17 protein-coding genes are annotated in these 16,738 nt (G+C 65.7%); 1 reads left to right on the forward strand and 16 read right to left on the reverse strand.

Translation table 11 applies throughout. The features are described 5' to 3' along the window. Positions 1 to 18 precede the first annotated feature (18 nt). Positions 19 to 591, reverse strand: a complete 573-nt coding sequence (locus AC3A4Z_RS17595) for an MOSC domain-containing protein (RefSeq protein WP_498712912.1) — start codon at positions 589 to 591, stop codon at positions 19 to 21. Between the two features lie 64 nt (positions 592 to 655). On the opposite strand from AC3A4Z_RS17595, the gene AC3A4Z_RS17600 reads away from it, so the two are divergent. Further along, entirely contained in the window at positions 656 to 1,036 is a 381-nt protein-coding gene (locus AC3A4Z_RS17600) for a DUF7793 family protein (RefSeq protein ID WP_498712913.1), read from the forward strand. A gap of 15 nt (positions 1,037 to 1,051) precedes the next feature. On the opposite strand, the gene AC3A4Z_RS17605 is transcribed toward AC3A4Z_RS17600, so the two are convergent. The 15 genes from AC3A4Z_RS17605 to AC3A4Z_RS17675 form a co-directional block, all read right to left on the reverse strand. Beyond that, positions 1,052 to 1,489, reverse strand: a complete 438-nt coding sequence (locus AC3A4Z_RS17605) for a VOC family protein (protein WP_498712914.1) — start codon at positions 1,487 to 1,489, stop codon at positions 1,052 to 1,054. Between the two features lie 2 nt (positions 1,490 to 1,491). Then, positions 1,492 to 3,891 carry an ATP-binding cassette domain-containing protein gene (locus AC3A4Z_RS17610; RefSeq protein ID WP_498712915.1) on the reverse strand — a complete coding sequence of 800 codons (2,400 nt, stop codon included), beginning with the start codon at positions 3,889 to 3,891 and terminating at the stop codon, positions 1,492 to 1,494. Between the two features lie 94 nt (positions 3,892 to 3,985). Next, positions 3,986 to 4,408: a VOC family protein gene (locus AC3A4Z_RS17615; protein WP_498712916.1), complete on the reverse strand. Its 423-nt coding sequence runs from the start codon at positions 4,406 to 4,408 to the stop codon at positions 3,986 to 3,988. Beyond that, positions 4,405 to 4,854, reverse strand: a complete 450-nt coding sequence (locus AC3A4Z_RS17620; RefSeq protein ID WP_498712917.1) for a helix-turn-helix transcriptional regulator — start codon at positions 4,852 to 4,854, stop codon at positions 4,405 to 4,407. The genes AC3A4Z_RS17615 and AC3A4Z_RS17620 overlap by 4 nt, the downstream gene beginning before the upstream one ends. A 63-nt stretch (positions 4,855 to 4,917) precedes the next feature. Then, positions 4,918 to 5,913: a 3-hydroxyacyl-CoA dehydrogenase family protein gene (locus AC3A4Z_RS17625; protein ID WP_498712918.1), complete on the reverse strand. Its 996-nt coding sequence runs from the start codon at positions 5,911 to 5,913 to the stop codon at positions 4,918 to 4,920. A gap of 2 nt (positions 5,914 to 5,915) precedes the next feature. Next, on the reverse strand, positions 5,916 to 6,401 hold the full coding sequence (locus tag AC3A4Z_RS17630; RefSeq protein WP_498712919.1) for a ribose-5-phosphate isomerase: 486 nt from the start codon (positions 6,399 to 6,401) through the stop codon (positions 5,916 to 5,918). Beyond that, complete coding sequence (gene dhaL / locus AC3A4Z_RS17635) at positions 6,398 to 8,167, reverse strand: dihydroxyacetone kinase subunit DhaL (protein WP_498712920.1); 1,770 nt, start codon at positions 8,165 to 8,167, stop codon at positions 6,398 to 6,400. The genes AC3A4Z_RS17630 and dhaL overlap by 4 nt, the downstream gene beginning before the upstream one ends. Positions 8,168 to 8,238: 71 nt before the next feature. Continuing rightward, positions 8,239 to 9,237, reverse strand: coding sequence for a sugar phosphate isomerase/epimerase family protein (locus tag AC3A4Z_RS17640; RefSeq protein WP_498712921.1), 999 nt, complete (start codon positions 9,235 to 9,237; stop codon positions 8,239 to 8,241). Positions 9,238 to 9,239: 2 nt separating this feature from the next. After that, positions 9,240 to 10,364 (reverse strand): Gfo/Idh/MocA family protein, encoded by a 1,125-nt coding sequence (locus AC3A4Z_RS17645; protein ID WP_498712922.1) that lies wholly within the window; start codon positions 10,362 to 10,364, stop codon positions 9,240 to 9,242. Next, the gene (locus AC3A4Z_RS17650; RefSeq protein WP_498712923.1) at positions 10,349 to 11,047 is read right to left on the reverse strand and encodes a ThuA domain-containing protein; all 699 of its coding nucleotides are present in this window, start codon (positions 11,045 to 11,047) and stop codon (positions 10,349 to 10,351) included. Before AC3A4Z_RS17650 ends, AC3A4Z_RS17645 begins: the two co-directional genes overlap by 16 nt. Positions 11,048 to 11,097: 50 nt before the next feature. Beyond that, the gene (locus AC3A4Z_RS17655; RefSeq protein WP_498712924.1) at positions 11,098 to 12,102 is read right to left on the reverse strand and encodes a sugar phosphate isomerase/epimerase family protein; all 1,005 of its coding nucleotides are present in this window, start codon (positions 12,100 to 12,102) and stop codon (positions 11,098 to 11,100) included. A gap of 27 nt (positions 12,103 to 12,129) precedes the next feature. Continuing rightward, positions 12,130 to 13,323 (reverse strand): Gfo/Idh/MocA family protein, encoded by a 1,194-nt coding sequence (locus AC3A4Z_RS17660; RefSeq protein ID WP_498712925.1) that lies wholly within the window; start codon positions 13,321 to 13,323, stop codon positions 12,130 to 12,132. Positions 13,324 to 13,335: 12 nt separating this feature from the next. After that, entirely contained in the window at positions 13,336 to 14,238 is a 903-nt protein-coding gene (locus tag AC3A4Z_RS17665) for a carbohydrate ABC transporter permease (RefSeq protein ID WP_498712926.1), read from the reverse strand. Further along, positions 14,238 to 15,140, reverse strand: a complete 903-nt coding sequence (locus AC3A4Z_RS17670; protein WP_498712927.1) for a carbohydrate ABC transporter permease — start codon at positions 15,138 to 15,140, stop codon at positions 14,238 to 14,240. The genes AC3A4Z_RS17665 and AC3A4Z_RS17670 overlap by 1 nt, the downstream gene beginning before the upstream one ends. Before the next feature lie 6 nt (positions 15,141 to 15,146). Next, a complete protein-coding gene (locus AC3A4Z_RS17675) occupies positions 15,147 to 16,466 on the reverse strand; it encodes an extracellular solute-binding protein (RefSeq protein WP_498712928.1) in 1,320 nt (439 codons plus the stop codon). Positions 16,467 to 16,738 lie beyond the last annotated feature (272 nt).

Below are 16,738 nucleotides of genomic sequence, written 5' to 3' on the forward strand. Positions count from 1 at the left end.
CGCGTGCAGTTGGATTAGCTACGGCAGCCGGCTGGGCCGCAGCACCGACGGCACCCCGGCCTGCCCGGGATCCAGCGGAACAGGGCTCACCAGTACCGCCGGACCGCGGTGCAGGCTGCCGCTGGAGAGTGCGCGGCAGCGGATGCCGCCCCTGCCCCGCATCGCAGCATGGGCTCCCGGCGCGAGCACCTCATTCATCCAGGCACACGGGTGCGCGGGACGTCCGCCATGGAACTCCACCAGGGACTCCCCGGATTCGAGCGCGAAGTCCTGGCCCAGCAGGGGAGCCATGTGGGCACCGCGCAGGATCACGTTCCGCCGGGTGGCCAGGGGATCAAACGGCCCGGCCTCAAGTTCCGCGGCCATGGCCTCAAGGGCCTCGACGGCGAACAGGGTCACTGCAGCGTCCATGTGCGCGGCCTTGCCGAAAAACCGGTCGCCCACAATCCCTTTGCCCGCCACCACTTCAGCCGTGCCGGCGTCAAGCGTCGGCACGTCCGCAGGGCCGTCCTTGGCCCGTCCGAAGTAGGCATGCCCGGGTGACACCAGCAGGTGGAGGATTTCGACGTCGTACCGGTAGCGTTCGGCCATACCGCCAGCGTAGTTTGATGTAACCGTCAGTCACGCTGATCGAGACTATTTGGGGGAGCGGAAAATGGAACCAATCACTGTCGACGGCGGCAAGGGCACCGTCAAACTCGGATCCGACGGAATTATCCACCTCGTCTGGCAACCCGGGATCGTTCTCGAAAGCGATGACGTGCACGCCGCCATGGCAAGGGTCAATGAAATTTCCGAAGGGTCCGCATACCCCATGCTGGTGGACATGGGAGTGACCAAAGCAGTGACCCGCCAGGCCAAGTCCGCCTTCCAGATCCCCTGCGCAGCGTCGCGCATTGCCTTGCTTGGCTCAAGTCCGGTGGACCGCATCATTGCCAACTTCACCATTGAACGGCAGAACCTGCCTTGTCCCACACGCTTCTTCACGTCCCGGGATGAGGCGCTGGGGTGGCTTGTCGATCCCGCGATTTCCTGACCGGCGGTTCCGGCCTCAGTCTTTCTGCAGTTTTTCGGCGAGCATCACGAGGATGCCGCTGGGGCCGCGGAGGTACGTCAGTTTGTAGACGTCGCCATAGGTCGCCACGCCGCGCAGGGGATGGCACCCGTGTTTGGCTGCTATCGCAAGGGCCTTGTCGATGTCATCCACTGAGAAGGCCACGCGGTGCATGCCGATGTCGTTGGGGCGGGTCGGATGTGACTCGATTGCTTGGGGGTGAATGTATTCGAAGAGCTCCAGCTGGCCGTGACCGTCCGGGGTCTGGAGCATCGCAATCCTGGCGTGGTTGCCATCAAGCCCCACGGCAGTATCGGTCCACTCTCCGCTCACGGTGTCACGGCCGATAACCGTTAGACCGAGATCGGTGAAAAAGGCAATGGCTGCCTCAAGATCGCGAACCGCGATGCCGACGTTTTCCAGTTTGATGGCCATGCTCAAGCACCGATATACGCAGCAAGGTGCTTGCCGGTGAGCGTTGCGGCGTCAGTCACCAGCTCAGCCGGCGTGCCCTCGAAAACGATCCGCCCGCCGTCGTGCCCTGCTCCCGGCCCCAGGTCGATGAGCCAGTCAGCGTGCGCCATCACCGCTTGGTGGTGCTCGATGACGATCACGGACTTGCCGGAATCAACCAGCCGGTCCAGCAGGCCCAGCAGGTTCTCCACGTCGGCAAGGTGCAGGCCGGTGGTGGGCTCGTCCAGGACGTACACATCGCCCTTTTCGGCCATCTGGGTGGCGAGCTTGAGCCGCTGGCGCTCGCCGCCGGACAGCGTGGTGAGCGGCTGGCCGAGGCTGAGGTAGCCCAGGCCCACGTCCGCGAGCCGGTCAAGGACGGTGTGCGCCGCCGGCGTTTTGGCCTCGCCTTCGGCGAAGAAGGCGGCGGCCTCCGTTACAGACATGGCCAGGACGTCGGCGATGTTCTTCCCGCCGAGGGTGTATTCCAGCACCGATGCCTGGAAGCGGCGGCCCTCGCAGTCCTCACAGGGCGACTCCACCGTGGCCATCACGCCCAGCTCGGTGAAGATGACGCCTGCGCCGTTGCAGGTGGGGCAGGCGCCCTCGGAGTTCGAGCTGAACAGCGCCGGCTTCACCCCGTTGGCCTTCGCGAAGGCCTTCCGGATGGGCTCCAGCATGCCCGTGTACGTGGCCGGGTTGCTGCGCCGGGAGCCCTTGATGGCGCCCTGGTCAATCACCACCACGCCCTCGCGCTTGGCCACCGAACCGTGGATCAGCGAACTCTTGCCCGAGCCGGCCACACCCGTTACTACCGTCAGCACGCCCAGGGGGATGTCGACGTCGACCGCCTGCAGGTTGTGCGTTGACGCCCCGCGCACCTCAAGCGCTCCGGACGCCTTGCGGACCGCTTCCTTCAGCGACGCGCGGTCCCCGAGGTGGCGTCCCGTGATGGTGTCGCTGGACCGCAGGCCCTCCACCGTACCCTCGTAACAGACAGTGCCGCCCGTGGTGCCGGCACCCGGCCCGAGGTCAACAACGTGGTCCGCAATCGCGATGGTTTCCGGCTTGTGCTCCACCACCAGCACGGTGTTGCCCTTGTCCCGCAGCTGCAGCAGCAGCTGGTTCATGCGTTCGATGTCGTGCGGGTGCAGGCCGATGGTGGGCTCGTCAAAGACATACGTGACGTCGGTGAGGGAGGAGCCGAGGTGCCGGATCATCTTGGTGCGCTGGGCCTCGCCCCCGGAGAGCGTGCCGGCCGGGCGGTCCAGGCTGAGGTAGCCCAGGCCAATGTCGGAAAAGGAGTCAAGCAGGTGCTGCAGGCCCTTGAGCAGGGGAGCCACGGAGGGGTCCTTGAGGCCGCGGATCCACTCTGCGAGGTCGCTGATCTGCATCTGGCACAGCTCGGCGATGTTTTTGCCGTTGATCCTGGAGGCCAGCGCCTGCTGCGTCAGCCGCGTTCCCTCACACTCGGGGCAGGTCTGGAACGTCACGGCCCGTTCCACGAACCGGCGTACATGCGGCTGCATCGCCTCGGGATCCTTGGACAGCATGGACTTCTGGATCTTGGGGATGATCCCCTCGAAGGTCAGGTTGACGCCCTCCACCTTGATCTTGGTGGGCTCGGCGTACAGCATGGTCTCCAGCTGCTTCTTGGTGAACTTGGAAATGGGCTTGTCCATCGGCAGGCCCATGCCTTCGAACAGGCGCCCGTACCAGCCGTCCATCGAGTAGCCCGGAACCAGCAGCGCTCCCTCGGCCAGGGACTTTTCGTCGTCGTACAGCGCCGTGCGGTCAATGTCGCTGACTGCGCCCATACCCTCGCAGCTCGGGCACATGCCGCCGAGGTAGACGGCCTGCTGGACCACGGCTTTCTCCACCCGGCCGCCGCTCTTCTCGGTGGACATCACGCCGCTGGCCTTGCGGGTGGGCACGTTGAAGGAGAACGCCGTGGGCGGTCCCACATACGGTGAGCCGAGCCGGCTGAAGAGGATGCGCAGCATCGCGTTCGCATCTGTCGCAGTGCCCACGGTGGAACGCGGGTTGGCCCCCATCCGCTCCTGGTCCACGATGATCGCGGTGGTGAGTCCTTCCAGGAAGTCCACCTCGGGCCGGGCCAGCGAGGGCATAAAGCCCTGCACGAACGCACTGTAGGTTTCGTTGATCATGCGCTGCGACTCTGCGGCGATGGTGGCGAACACCAGGGAACTCTTGCCCGAGCCGGATACGCCCGTGAACACCGTCAGCCGGCGCTTGGGCAGCTCGACGCTGACGTCCTTGAGGTTGTTTTCCCGCGCCCCCTGCACCCGGATCAGGTCGTGGGTGTCGGCGACGTGCAGCCCGTTGGGATCGGTGGTGGTGGCGGTACTGGTGTCCGTGCTCATCGGGTCTCCATCTCTCGGGCTGCGATATGTCCTGCGTGGGGGAGGGCCGCGCCCGCAGCCTCCCCCTCGTGCCGCTGGTTCATATCCTCCCAGCTCAGGGCTGCTGGTTGATGCGGACGGTGTTGCCGGCCGGGTCGCGGAAGGCGCAGTCGCGGATTCCGTAGGGCTGGTCGACGGGTTCCTGGACAACGTCCGCCCCAGTGGCTTCTACGGAGGCGAACGCCGCGTCCACGTCCGGGGCGGACATGATGACGGTGGCGTAGGTGCCCTTGGCCATCATTTCGGCGATGGTGCGGCGTTCGTCGTCGGTGATGCCGGGATCCACGGCAGGCGGGTGCAGGACGATCGAGACGTCCGGCTGGCCGGCGGGGCCCACCGTGATCCAGCGCATAGTGCCGCGGCCAACATCGTTGCGGACCTCGAAGCCCAGGGCGTCGCGGTAGAACGCCAGGGAGGCGTCCGGATCGGTGTGTGGAAGGAAGGTTGAGGCAATGCTGATCTTGTTCATGGCAGTCATGCTAGTTGCGGCTCCTGCGCGGGCGCTTCTCGATTCCTGACCGGTCTGGTGACCTGTTTGGCCACGCAGGCGGGGATGCCCGCCGTCGACATTTCCGCTTCCTGTTTGTAGACACTGGGCGGCATGCCCACCAGTTCCGCGAAACGGGTGCTGAAGGTTCCCAGCGAGGAGCAGCCGACGGCGAAGCACACCTCCGTGACTGAGAGGTCACCGCGGCGAAGCAGCGCCATGGCCCGCTCGATGCGCCGGGTCATGAGGTAGCTGTAGGGGGATTCCTGGTACGCGGCCTTGAAGCGGCGGCTCAGGTGCCCGGCGGACATGTGCACGCCGCGGGCCAGGGATTCGACGTCCAGCGGCTGCGCGTACTCCCTGTCGATCCGGTCCTTGACGCGGCGGAGATCCTTAAGCTCGCGGAGGCGGGCGTCAGAGAGGGGGCTGGTGGTCACACCTCAGATCGTGCTACGCCCCGGCGGAGTTGTCCAGAGCCCCGGAACCTGCCGCCCGCATCATTACCCGATGGGGGCAGGGCCAAGATCGTCGAGCAGTTTCTGCATGGCCACATACGCTTTGTTCCGGTAGGCGATCAGCTCGGGAATCCGCTCGGCCGGGACATTGAGGAAGCCCGCGCCAGTCTTAGTGCCGAGCTTTCCGGCGTCCACCAGGTCACTGAGGATCTTCGGGGTGGCAAAGCGCTCCGGAAATTCCTTCTGCAGGGACTTGTAGCAGAAGTCGTACACGTCCAGCCCGGCCATGTCCGCGATGGCGAACGGTCCGAAGATCGGCAGCCGGAAGCCGAAGGTGGTGCGGACCAGGGTGTCCACGTCGTCGGCCGTCGCGATGCCCTGCTCCACCAGCTGTGCGGCTTCATGTAACAGCGCGTACTGCAGGCGGTTGAGCACAAAACCGGTGACGTCCTTGACCACGGCGGTCTGCTTGCCCGCGGCATGGACCAGTTCGCGGACAGCGCCGACAGTGGCGGCGGTCGTGCCGGCGTGCGGAATGATCTCCACGCCCGGGATGAACGGTGACGGGTTCGAGAAATGCACCCCGAGGAACCGTTCCGGGTTGGCAACCGGCACCGCCAGTTCGGCGATGGAGATGGTGGAGGTGTTGGAGCCGATGATGGCATCCGGCCTGGCGGCAGCGCTGATGCGGGCCAGTGTCTGGTGCTTGATGGCGATGACTTCGGGGACAGCTTCCTCTATGAAATCCGCGTCCGCGACGGCTTCCTCGATGTCCTTGGCGGCCCAGAGGTTTTGTTTCAGGATTTCGGTGGCTCCGGCGGGAAACAGGCCGTCGGCCACGAACTGGTCAGACTCCACCAGCAGCCGGTCATAATTACCCTGGGCAACCTCGGCCGACACGTCAGAAAGAGCCACGCGCGCCCCGCCCAGCGCCAGGACCTGCGCGATCCCGCCACCCATGTAGCCTGAGCCGACGATCGCGATCTTCCGGGCGCCGCTCCCGGCTGCTTCAGTTGCTGGATAGTGTGTTGTTTCGGTCATTGTCAGACTGCTTTCGTGGATTCGGGTTCGTAGGAGCAGATGGCGTCCACCTTCGCGGCGGAGGCTGAGTTTTCGTCGAACCGGTAACCGAGCCATTCGCCCACCAGTTTCTTTGCCAGTTCCAGGCCGATGACGCGCTGGCCCATGGTGAGGACCTGGGCGTTGTTGCTCAGGACCGAGCGCTCCACGGAATAGCCGTCATGGGCGGTGACCGCACGGATTCCGGGAACCTTGTTGGCCGCAATTGCCACGCCGAGCCCTGTGCCGCAGATCAGGAGGGCGCGGTCAGCTTCGCCCTCCGCAACTTTGCGTGCAGCGTCGACGGCGACGTGCGGGTAGGCAGTGGTGTCACCGGCGCTGACGCCCACATCCACGACGGAGGCGACGCGGCTGTCGGCCTCCAGCAGAGCCTTCAGCGCTTCCTTGTATTCGACGCCGGCCTCGTCGTTTCCGATGACGATCCGCCATCCTGCTGCGCCCGCACTCATGCCTGGAGTCCATTTCCGGCTATCAGGGCAGCCGCCCTGGGATACTGCAGGGGCGGTGAAGCGTCGAGGTGATGGGAAACCAGTGTGGCGATCAGGGCAAAGGACACCGCTCCGGGATCAGGATGGCCCAGGCTCTTTTCGGCCAGCGGGCGCGCCCTCCCCTTGAGCGGGCGCAGGGATGCGGTGGCGTCGGCCGCCTGCCGGGCGGCGGTCACCGCGGAAGCCAGCGCCCCGCTCACCGGTGCGCCGTCGCCGGACGCGGCCAGGAAGGCATCCCGGAAGGGAACCAGCGCGTCCACCATCGTCTTGTCGCCCACATCAGCCTTGCCCAGGGTGGTGACGGCATCCACGAAGGCGTTCACTGCGGCCGCCGCATCCTCACCGCAGTAAGAGTTCTTGTTGCCAAAGGCCCGCCCGGCGGCCGCCAGCGCGGATCCCCAGAGCGCACCGGAGGTCCCTCCGGCGCGTTCGCTCCAGGCCTCGCCCGCCGCGGTGAGCACCCGCTGCACGGAAGCGCCGCCGGCCGAGGCGTCCCGGGCCGCCGCCGCTGCCGCCTCCGCACCGCGCCGCATGCCAATGCCGTGGTCGCCATCGCCGGCTATGGCGTCCAGCCTGCCCAGCTCCGCTTCGTGGCGGACGACGGCGTCCCGCACCTGGGCGAGCACGGCGGCTGCCAGCCGGCCCGCGTCAGCCGCTGCCGCCGTCGTCTCTTCCGCTTCGGCAGCCGCAGGTTCTTCGGCAACGGCAAGTTCCCGCCGGGTTTGCGGCCCCCTGCTGCCCTTGCGGAATCCGGGGGTGTCGGCCGGGGCAGACCAGTATCGTTCCAGCTCTTCGTCCAGCCACAGGAGCGTGAGGGACAGGCCGGACATGTCCAGGCTGGTGACCAGCTCCCCGCATTCGGGTTCCACGATGGTCAGGCCGGCGGCGGTGAGGAGCTTGTCGATCTTGCCGAACAGCAGGAACAGTTCCTCGTACTTCACCCGGCCGAGCCCGTTGAGGATTACCACCACACGGCTCCCGGCATCATCGGGTTTGTCCTGGAGCAGGCCGGAAACGAGCAGTTCGGCCAGTTCGGACGCGGTGGGCATGGGATGGTCCGAGATTCCCGGTTCGCCGTGGATGCCCAGCCCGAGCGACATCCCGCCGGCGGGCACGTGGAACAGCGGTTCGGCAGCGCCCGGCAGGGTGCAGCCGTCGAACGCCACGCCCAAAGTGCGCGTGCGGTAGTTGGCCAGCACGGCAAGCCGTTCGACGGCGTCCAGGTCCAGTCCCGCTTCAGCTGCGGCGCCGGCGATCTTGAAGACGGTCAGGTCTCCGGCAATGCCGCGGCGCTTGTCGATCTGGTCCAGCGGGGCGCTGGCGATGTCATCCGTGACCAGGACGGTGCGGGCCTCGATGCCCTCTGCGTTGAGCCGCTGCTGTGCCTGGCCGAAGTGGATCACGTCTCCGGCGTAATTGCCGTAGCTGAACAGCACGCCGCCGCCGGTGTTGGCCGCCTTGGCCACCCGGTACGCCTGCCCGGCAGACGGCGATGTGAAGATGTTGCCGCACACCGCGCCTGCGGCGAGGCCCGGCCCCACCAGGCCGGCGAAGGCCGGGTAGTGGCCCGAACCGCCGCCCACCACCACGGCCACCTGCCCGGCGGGCACCTCGGTGGAGCGGACCACGCCGCCGTCCACCCTGGCCACGTAGCCGCGGTTGGCTGCCACCAGACCGTCCATTGCCTCCTCCACGAAGTCTCGGGGGTTGTCAAAGATCTGGGTCATGGTTTCCTCGTCGAATGCTTTGGGTTGGGAAGGCCGTGATTCAGGCCTGCATCAGTTGCGCGCCGGACCAGTTACACGCGGGCGGGCTGCGCCGGCTGCTGCCGCCCCTGCGCCACCTGGCTGCTGCCCAGGGCGTATCCGCCGGTCTTGGGGAGGACGTGCCGGCGGAGGTAGTCCTGGTTGCTGGCCGAGACGCTCAGGCCGTCCCCGCCGTAGTGTTCGGTGCACAGGATCCCCTGGAAGCCAACGGACAGGGCCACCTTGAAGGCCTCCCGGTAGTTGATGAGGCCGCTTTCCATGGGGGCAGGCATGGCCACGTACATGCCGCGGGCCGTGTCTTCGTCGCGGAGGTAGTTCTTCATGTGCCAGAAGTTGGCGTAAGGCAGGGTTTTGGCCACCAGCTCCCGCCAGTCCTCCACCGGCCGGTGCAGCCGGATCAGGTTTCCAAGGTCCGGGTTGAGGCCCACGTTGGCAAGCCCAATGTCCTGGACAAGGCGCACGGAAGAATCGGCAGTGCCCAAGTACGTGTCCTCGTACATTTCGAGCGAGAGCAGGAGGCCCACCTCGGCCGCGTGCCGGCCAAGTTCGCGGAGGCGGACGACGGCGTTGCCCCAGGTTTCGCGGTCCCCCTCCGGGTCCTTGTGCCCTTCAACCGTCCAGAACCAAAGCTGTTCCTGCTGCTCTGGTGTGATGGCCTGGTGCAGGCCAAAGGAGACAACCTCGCAGCCCAGCTCTGCCGCCGCGTCAATGGTCCGGTGGCTGTAGGCCAGGTTGGCTTCCCAGTTCCGCCCGTCAATGACGCTGCGGCGGATGGCGGAGATGGCAGGGGTTCCGATTCCCACGTCGTGTGCCGTCTGCTTGAACTCAGCCAGCCGGCCAGGGCCCAGGTCGCCGGGGCGCACCCAGCTGTCGGTCAGGTCCGCGTTGGCAAACCCGGCTTCCTTGACCTCGGTCAGAGCCTCTGCCCAGGTGGAGGGATCAGCATCGTTGATGTGGGTTCCCTGCGCGCCGGCGCCCGGGAAGGGCAGCATGGCCGCGGTGATGGGCCAGTTGCCGGCTGTGTAGGCCATGCCTAGACCGCTTCCTGCGTCTGGAGCCTGTCCAGCTCCTCCGCCAGGACCGTCAGTTCAACGCGCGCCGGCCGTTCCACGGTGCTGCGGATGGCTACGGCCGCGCCGCTGTGGGCTGATTCGAGGACCGATTCCATGACCTCGAGGGCGTGGTAGGCCAGGGCGCCGCCCGCCCGGGGCTCAGCGCCCTCATGGGTGGAGGCGAGATCGGCGATGCCGAAGCCGCGCCCGGAGCCAACGTACCCGGCGGAAACGGGGAGGGTTTCCCAGTCCTCGGCCCCGAGGGAAAACAGCTGGACGTCGCCGTCGAAGTGGTTGGGGTCCGGCACCACCAGTGACCCGCGCTCACCGTGGATCTCGATGTTGGGCGACTTGGACTTCACGGCGTCGAAGCTCATGAACAGGGTGGAGAGCGCGCCGGAGGCATGCACCAGGACACCGGTGACATGGGAATCGATGTTGACGGGGACCTTCTCGCCCTGGCGGGGTCCGGAGCCGATGGTGCGTTCGTTGCGGGTGTGGCTGGCGGCGCCGATGACGGAGACGACCGGACCCAGCAGGGTGACCAGGGCTGTCACGTAGTACGGGCCCATGTCCAGGAGGGGGCCGCCGCCGGGCTGGTAGTAGAAGTCAGGGTTCGGGTGCCACCGCTCATGGCCCGGGGTCACCATCGTGGCGCTCGCCGAGATGGGTGCGCCGATCAGTCCGTCGTCAATCGCCTTGCGCGCGGTCTGGATGCCGGTGCCGAGCACCGTGTCCGGAGCGCAGCCGACGGCGACGCCCGCCTCGCGTGCCGCGTCCAGGACCTGGCGCGCCTCGGCAGTGGTGGCGGCGAGGGGCTTCTCGCCGTACACGCTTTTGCCGGCGGCGATGGCCTTCAGCGCAACCTCGGCGTGGGCGGCGGGGATGGTCAGGTTCAGGACGAGTTCGACGTCGTCCGCGGCGAGGAGTTCCTCGACGGAGATGGCACGGACACCTTCGTAGTCATCCGCCACGGCCTGGGCCCGTGCGGGGTCCAGGTCAGCGACCGCCACCAGGTCGATCTGCCCGAGTTTGCGGAAGTTCGCCAGGTACTGCGCGATGATGGCTCCGCAGCCAATGATTCCGACTTTCAACGGCTTGCCCACAGCAGGCCCCTTTCGATGATGGTGCGGACGTTGGTGTCCTGGAGGATTTCGACCCGGTGGCCGGGGGTGGCAACGAAGATGCGGCCCTTGCCCCACTGGCGGGTCCAGATGGCGGGGGAGGTGACCTCCCGGTTCCAGGGGTCCCACTCCCGGACTTTCTGGGTGGTGGTGGCCAGGACGTCGATGTAGTCGTCGGAGAGGACCCAGTATTGTTCGGTGACCAGGTCGAAGTCGGAGATGCCCTGGGTGATGGGGTGCTCCGCGGCTGCGGGCAGCATGTTGACCGTGTAGGGAACGTAGTTGTCCGACTGCTCGCCGATGCACTCGTCCGGGTGCTTGCCGGGGTGGCAGGCGAACTGGCCTCCGATCAGGTGCAGGTAGTCCGAGTTGTTGCGGTACGAATCGGCGATCCCGCCGTGCCAGCCGGCCAGACCGGTGCCGTTTTCGACGGCGGTCCGCAGCCCGGCGAACTCGTCCTTTTCGATGGTGGTCATGGTCATGCACTGCAGGATCAGGTCCACTCCGGCCATGTATTCGGCGTCGGCATAAACCTTGGGGGATTCCTCGACGCGGACGTCGTAGCCGTTGTCCTTGAGGTAGGGGATGAAGAGCTCCGTGGCCTCGTACGGCTGGTGGCCGTCCCAGCCGCCGCGGACCACCAGGGCGTTCTTGCGTTCTGTCATGTCGGGGGTTTCCTTTTGTTTGGCTGCCGGCCGGGGCCGGAAAGTCTGGGTCAGCGGCTGGAGAAGGCGGCGTCGAAAGCGGCTGCCGGCGGGGCGATCCGGGCGAGTTCCTTGACCATGGCCAGCGCCTGCGGTGCGCCGACGAGCCGGTCCATGCCGGCGTCCTCCCACTCGATGCTGGTGGGCCCGGTATAGCCGATGGCGTTCAGGGTGCGGAAGATCCGGTTCCACTGGACGTCCCCGTGCCCGGCGGTGACGAAGTCCCAGCCGCGCCGGGGGTCCGCCCAGGCCAGGTGGGAGCCCAGGCGGCCGTTGCGGCCATCGAGCTGCCGGACCGATTCCTTGACGTGCACGTGGAGGATGTGGTCCGCGAAGTCCTGGAGGAACATCACCGGATCCAGGTCCTGCCAGATGAAGTGGGACGGGTCGAAGTTGAGCCCGAAGCTGCTGCGGTGCCCGATGGCTTCCAGGGTGCGCTTGGTGGTCCAGTAGTCGTAGGCGATCTCGGACGGGTGGACCTCCAGGGCGAACCGGACCCCCACCTCGTCGAAGACGTCCAGGATGGGGTTCCAGCGGTCCGCGAAGTCCTGGTAGCCGGCGTCGATCATTGCCTCGGAGGCGGGCGGGAACATGGCCACCGCCTTCCAGATGGAGGAGCCGGTGAACCCTGTTACGGTCTTGACGCCCAGGCGCGCGGCGGCCCGTGCGGTGTCCTTCATAGACTGGGCAGCCCGCTTGCGGACTCCTTCCGGATCACCGTTGCCCCAGATTTCTGCGGAGAGGATGCCCTGGTGGCGTTCGTCGATGGGGTCGTCGCACACTGCCTGGCCGGTGAGGTGGTTGGCGATGGCGAAGACCTCGAGGTTGTTCTTCTCGAGGATGTCCAGCCGGCCCTGGAGGTAGTTGTCGTCCTCCGCCGCCCGGCGGGGGTCCAGGTGGTCTCCCCAGCAGGCGATCTCCAGCCCGTCAAAGCCCCACTCGCCGGCGAGCCGGGCCACCTCCTCGAACGGCAGGTCGGCCCACTGGCCGGTAAACAGCGTAATTGGTCGTGTCATGGCGTTCCTTCTCCTGTGTTCACGTTCCTAGACCTTCTGCCACTGGCTGGAGTTCGAAGCGCTGGCCTCCACGGCGGCCAAAACCCGCTGGACCTGCAGGGCATCGGTGAACGAGGGTTCCGGCTGGCGGCCCTCACCGATTGCGGTGACCAGGTCCACCACCTGGTGGGTGAAGCCGTGTTCGTACCCCAGCCCGTGGCCGGTGGGCCACCAGTTCCCGACGTACGGATGCTCGGGTTCGGTGACGAAGATCCTGCGGAAGCCGGCGTCGGGGGATTCGGCTGCGTCGTAGAAGGACAGGACGTTCATGTCCTCGAAATCGAAAGCGAGCGAGCCTTTGGTGCCGTTCAGTTCCAAGCGCATGGCGTTCTTCCGGCCCAGTGCGTAGCGGGTGGCTTCGAAGACCCCGACGGCGCCCGCGGAAGTACCGCCGCCGTCGAACTTTGCGCTGAAGATGGCGGCGTCATCCACGGTGACCTTCCCGCGGGGCGCGTCACCGCTGAGGTCGCCGTGGCCGCCCAGGCCCACGAGGTCCCCGGCCAACGGGCGCTCCGGAACAAACGTTTCGAGCAGCGCCGAGACACCTGTGATGTTCTGCCCGGTGACCCATTGGGCGGCGTCGATGCTGTGGGCTCCGATGTCGCCCAGGGAGCCGGACCCGGACTTGCTCTTGTCCAGCCGCCAGGTCATTGGGGCATTCTCGTCCGAGAGCCAGTCCTGGAGATATTGTGCGCGGACGTGCCGGATGTCGCCGAGCCTGCCCTGTTCCACGAACCGTTTGGCCAGCGCCAGGGCGGGGGTGCGCCGGTAGCTGAAGCCGCACATCGAGGCGACGCCGTGCTTGGCGGCGGTTTCCGCGGCCAGGGCCATCCGCTCTGCCTCCGCCACGGAATTGGCCAGCGGCTTTTCGCACAGCACGTGCTTGCCGGCCTCGAGGGCTGCGATGGCGATCTCGGCGTGGGTGTCGCCGGGTGTGCAGATGTCGATCAGGTCAATGTCGTCGCGCTCGATCAGGCGGCGCCAGTCCGTCTCAACGGACTCCCAGCCAAGCTTGTCCGCGGCGGCCCGGACGCCGTCGGCATTCCTTCCGGCCACTGCGGTGAGCCGGGGCTGCAGCGGCAGGTCAAAGAACCTCGGTGCGGTGCGCCAGGCGTGCGAGTGGGCTGCACCCATAAAGGCATAACCCACCATGCCGACGCGCAGGGGTTTGGATCCGGTCATGGAAGTTCCTTTCTACTTGCTGAAGCCGGCGGTGAGGCCGGCCAGCAGCTGGCGGCGCGCAACGACGTAGATCACCAGGAGGGGGAGCGTGGCCAGGACCACGGAGGCCAGGATGGCGGGGATGTTGACGCTGAACTCCCCTTGAAAGGTCCAGAGCGACAGCGGCAGGACCCTGGTGGCCGGGCTTTGGGTCAGGATCAGCGGGAAGAGGAAGCCGTTCCAGACATGCAGGGCGTTGTAGATGCCTACCGTAATGACGGCCGGCTTGGTCATGGGGAGGGCTAGCCGCCACATCATGGCCCAGTCCGAGCAGCCGTCGAGCCGCATCGACTCGAACAACTCATTCGGGACATCGCGCATGAAGTTGGACAGGATGAGCACACTGACGGGGATGGCAAACGCCACGGACGGCAGGATCAGGGCGAGCAGGGTGTCATACAGGTGAGCCCGGGTGATCATCCAGTAGATGGGGATGATGGTGGCGTGGAGCGGGATCGCCAGGCCCAGGAGGAACAGGTTGTTCGTCATGGACAGGAATTTGCTCCTGCCGCGGACGATCGCGTAGGCGGCCATAAAGGACACCAGCAAGGCTGGGAGTACCGTGCCCAGGGTGACGATCAGGCTGTTGGCGAAGTAGCGGACAAAATTGTTCTCCAGCACCAGCTTGTAGTTGTCCAGCGTCGGCTCCGTCGACGGAAGCATCGGATTGGAGGTAAAAAAGCCCGCCTGGTTTTTAAAGCTGGTAATCACCACGTAGTAAATCGGGACGATGATTATTGCAAGCCAGAGCCAGCCGCCCAGGCCGCCCAGAAGGTTCGGACGCAGCCGTCCCGGGCCCTTGGCGCGGGAAACAGGTTCCGCGGCGATGCTGCCCGCGGCCGAAGGAGGAACCGGGAGTTGAGTCGTGGACGCCATCAGGCACCTTCCAGTTGGCTTGCATTGCGGTTCTTGCCGCCCAGGCGCTGCAGCAACAGGGCCAGTCCGAGGCCGATGACAACGAGCATCACGCCGAGGGCACTGGCGGCGCCCATGTCGTTGGCCTTGAACCCCGTCAGGTACATATGCAGCGGGAGCAGCCGGGTGCTGTAACCGGGTCCTCCGCCGGTGAGCACGAAAATGAGGTCGAAGTACGCCAGGCTTCCCACCACCATCAGGGTGGACGACGTGATGACCGTGTACTTCAGCTGGGGCAGCGTGATGCTCCAGAACTGCCGGAACCGTCCGGCGCCATCGATCTCTGCTGCCTCATACAGTGATGCCGGGATCTGCCGCACGCCGCCCTGGTAGATCAGCGTGTGGAAGGGAACAAACTGCCAGGCGATGACGAAGACCACCACGAACAGCACCAGGTCCGAATTCCCGAGCCAGTCCTGGGCCAGGGCAGGAAGCCCGAACCCCGGTCCCAGGCCGAAGTTCGGATCCAGCAGGGCTTTGAAGGCGATGGCAACTGCGGCGGAGGAGAGCAGCAGCGGCAGGAAGTACAAGACTGCCAGGGCGGCACGGTATTTCTGGGCGCCCGCGGTGAAGACCCCCAGGAGCAGGCTGACTGGTGCCTGGACGATAAACGAGAAGAACATGATTTTCGCCGTCACCATCAAGGCGTTGCCTGTTACGGGATCGGTCAGCACCGTGGTCCAGCTGGACAGTCCCTCCAGTTTGATCTCGCCCAGGCCGTTCCAGCTTGTGAAGCTCAGGAAGACCACCCCGATGAGCGGGACAACGGCGAAGACGAGGAAGAAGATCAGTGCCGGCGCAGCCAGCCACCCCGAGGGGCCCGCGTCGCGGACCCCCCGGGCGGCGGTACCTGGGAATGCCACCGGTTCCTACTTCCCGATCGTGGCGTTCATCGTGGCGATGAACTGTTCCGGGCTGATCTTCTTCAGGAAGATCTGGTCCAGGTTGGAGAGCATGGCATCACCCTGCGCAGGGCTCAGGGCCTGGTCCCAGGAGAGCGTGAAGCTCGGTGCATCCTTGGCCAGCCCGTAGACGAACGTCAGGAAGTCCTTGTCCGGGGAGGCTTCGAGCTTGCTTTCGATACCTTGGACAACCGGCACGGCCCCGGAGTTGATCAGGGCATCGACGTTGGCATCGGTGAACATCCCGTCCTTGACGTAGTCCAGGGCGGCCTTCTTCTGGCCGTCCGTTGCTTTGGCGGAGATGGACCAGAAGTTGGACGGGTTCCCCACTACGTTCGCGGGGTCGCCCTTGCCGCCGGACACCGTGGGGAACGTGGTGTAGCCCAGCTTGCCGCCCTTGACGAAGTCCGAGGCGTCCTTCTTCATGCCCTGGTAGATCCAGCCGCCCTGCAGGATCATGGCCGCCTTGCCGGTGTACATCAAAGCCTGGTCGGCATTGCTGTCTGCGGCAATTGATGAGAAACCGTTGATGAACCCGCCGGCGTCAACCAGCTCCTGGATCTTGGTCAAAGCTTCTTTCACTGCAGGGTCTGACCACGCACCTGGCTTATTGGCCGCGATGTTGGCAAAGACTTCCGGACCGCCGATGCGCTCCACGAGGTACTCAAGCCACATCAGGTCCGGCCACTTCGACTGGCCGCCGAGCGAGAACGGGGCAATGCCGGCATCCTTGAACTTCGGCACGAGGGCCATGAGCTCGTCCCAGGTCTTGGGAGGCTGCGCGCCCACCTTGTCGAATGCTTCCTTGTTGAAATACAGGACCACAGGCTGAACGTTGTTGTTCGGCAGGGCGTAGGTCTTGCCGTCCACCTCGCCGTTCTTCAACACCGACGGAAGGTAACGGTCCTTGACGTCCGGGTTGTCCTTGAGGAAACCCGACAGGTCGTCCACCTGTCCGGCGTCCACGTACGACTTCAAGACTCCGCCGCCCCAACCGTAAATGAACGTGGGGCCTTCGCCTGCTCCGACGGCCGTGCGGACCTTGGTTTTGTAAGCATCGTTGGCGAAGAAATCCAGCTTGATCGACTTGTCCGGATTCGCCTGGTTCCAGTCGTCCACTGACTTCTGCAGGACCGGCTGGTTGCCGCCGGTAAGACCCCACATGCTGGCCGAGTCACTGCTCACGTTTGAACCGGCAGGACCTGCAGAACCGCAGGCGGCCAGGCTGAGCGCCACTCCTGCAGCGGAAATTGCCATGGCTGCCGTGCGCAACTTTCGAATGTTCATTTCGTTTCCGTTCATCCTCCGGGCTCAACGCTGGGTCCCGGTAACGTGTAACGCGGGTCCGCACTTCGGCTTCGAAGCGGTGCCTGCATCAATTCGGTTCTGGGCCGCACTGGCAATCTTCGAAATCTTTCGAAAACTTACGACCGGTGATGTAAATCTAACGGTGAGGTGAATCACAGTCAAGGGCATGCTGTTTGGTAGATGTTCGCGCTTTTGCAGAGACGTTGACGCAGAGCCTCGGCTGCACCACTATTGGACTCAACGAAATATTT

Source organism: Arthrobacter sp. Soil_C_49, from assembly GCF_057656635.1.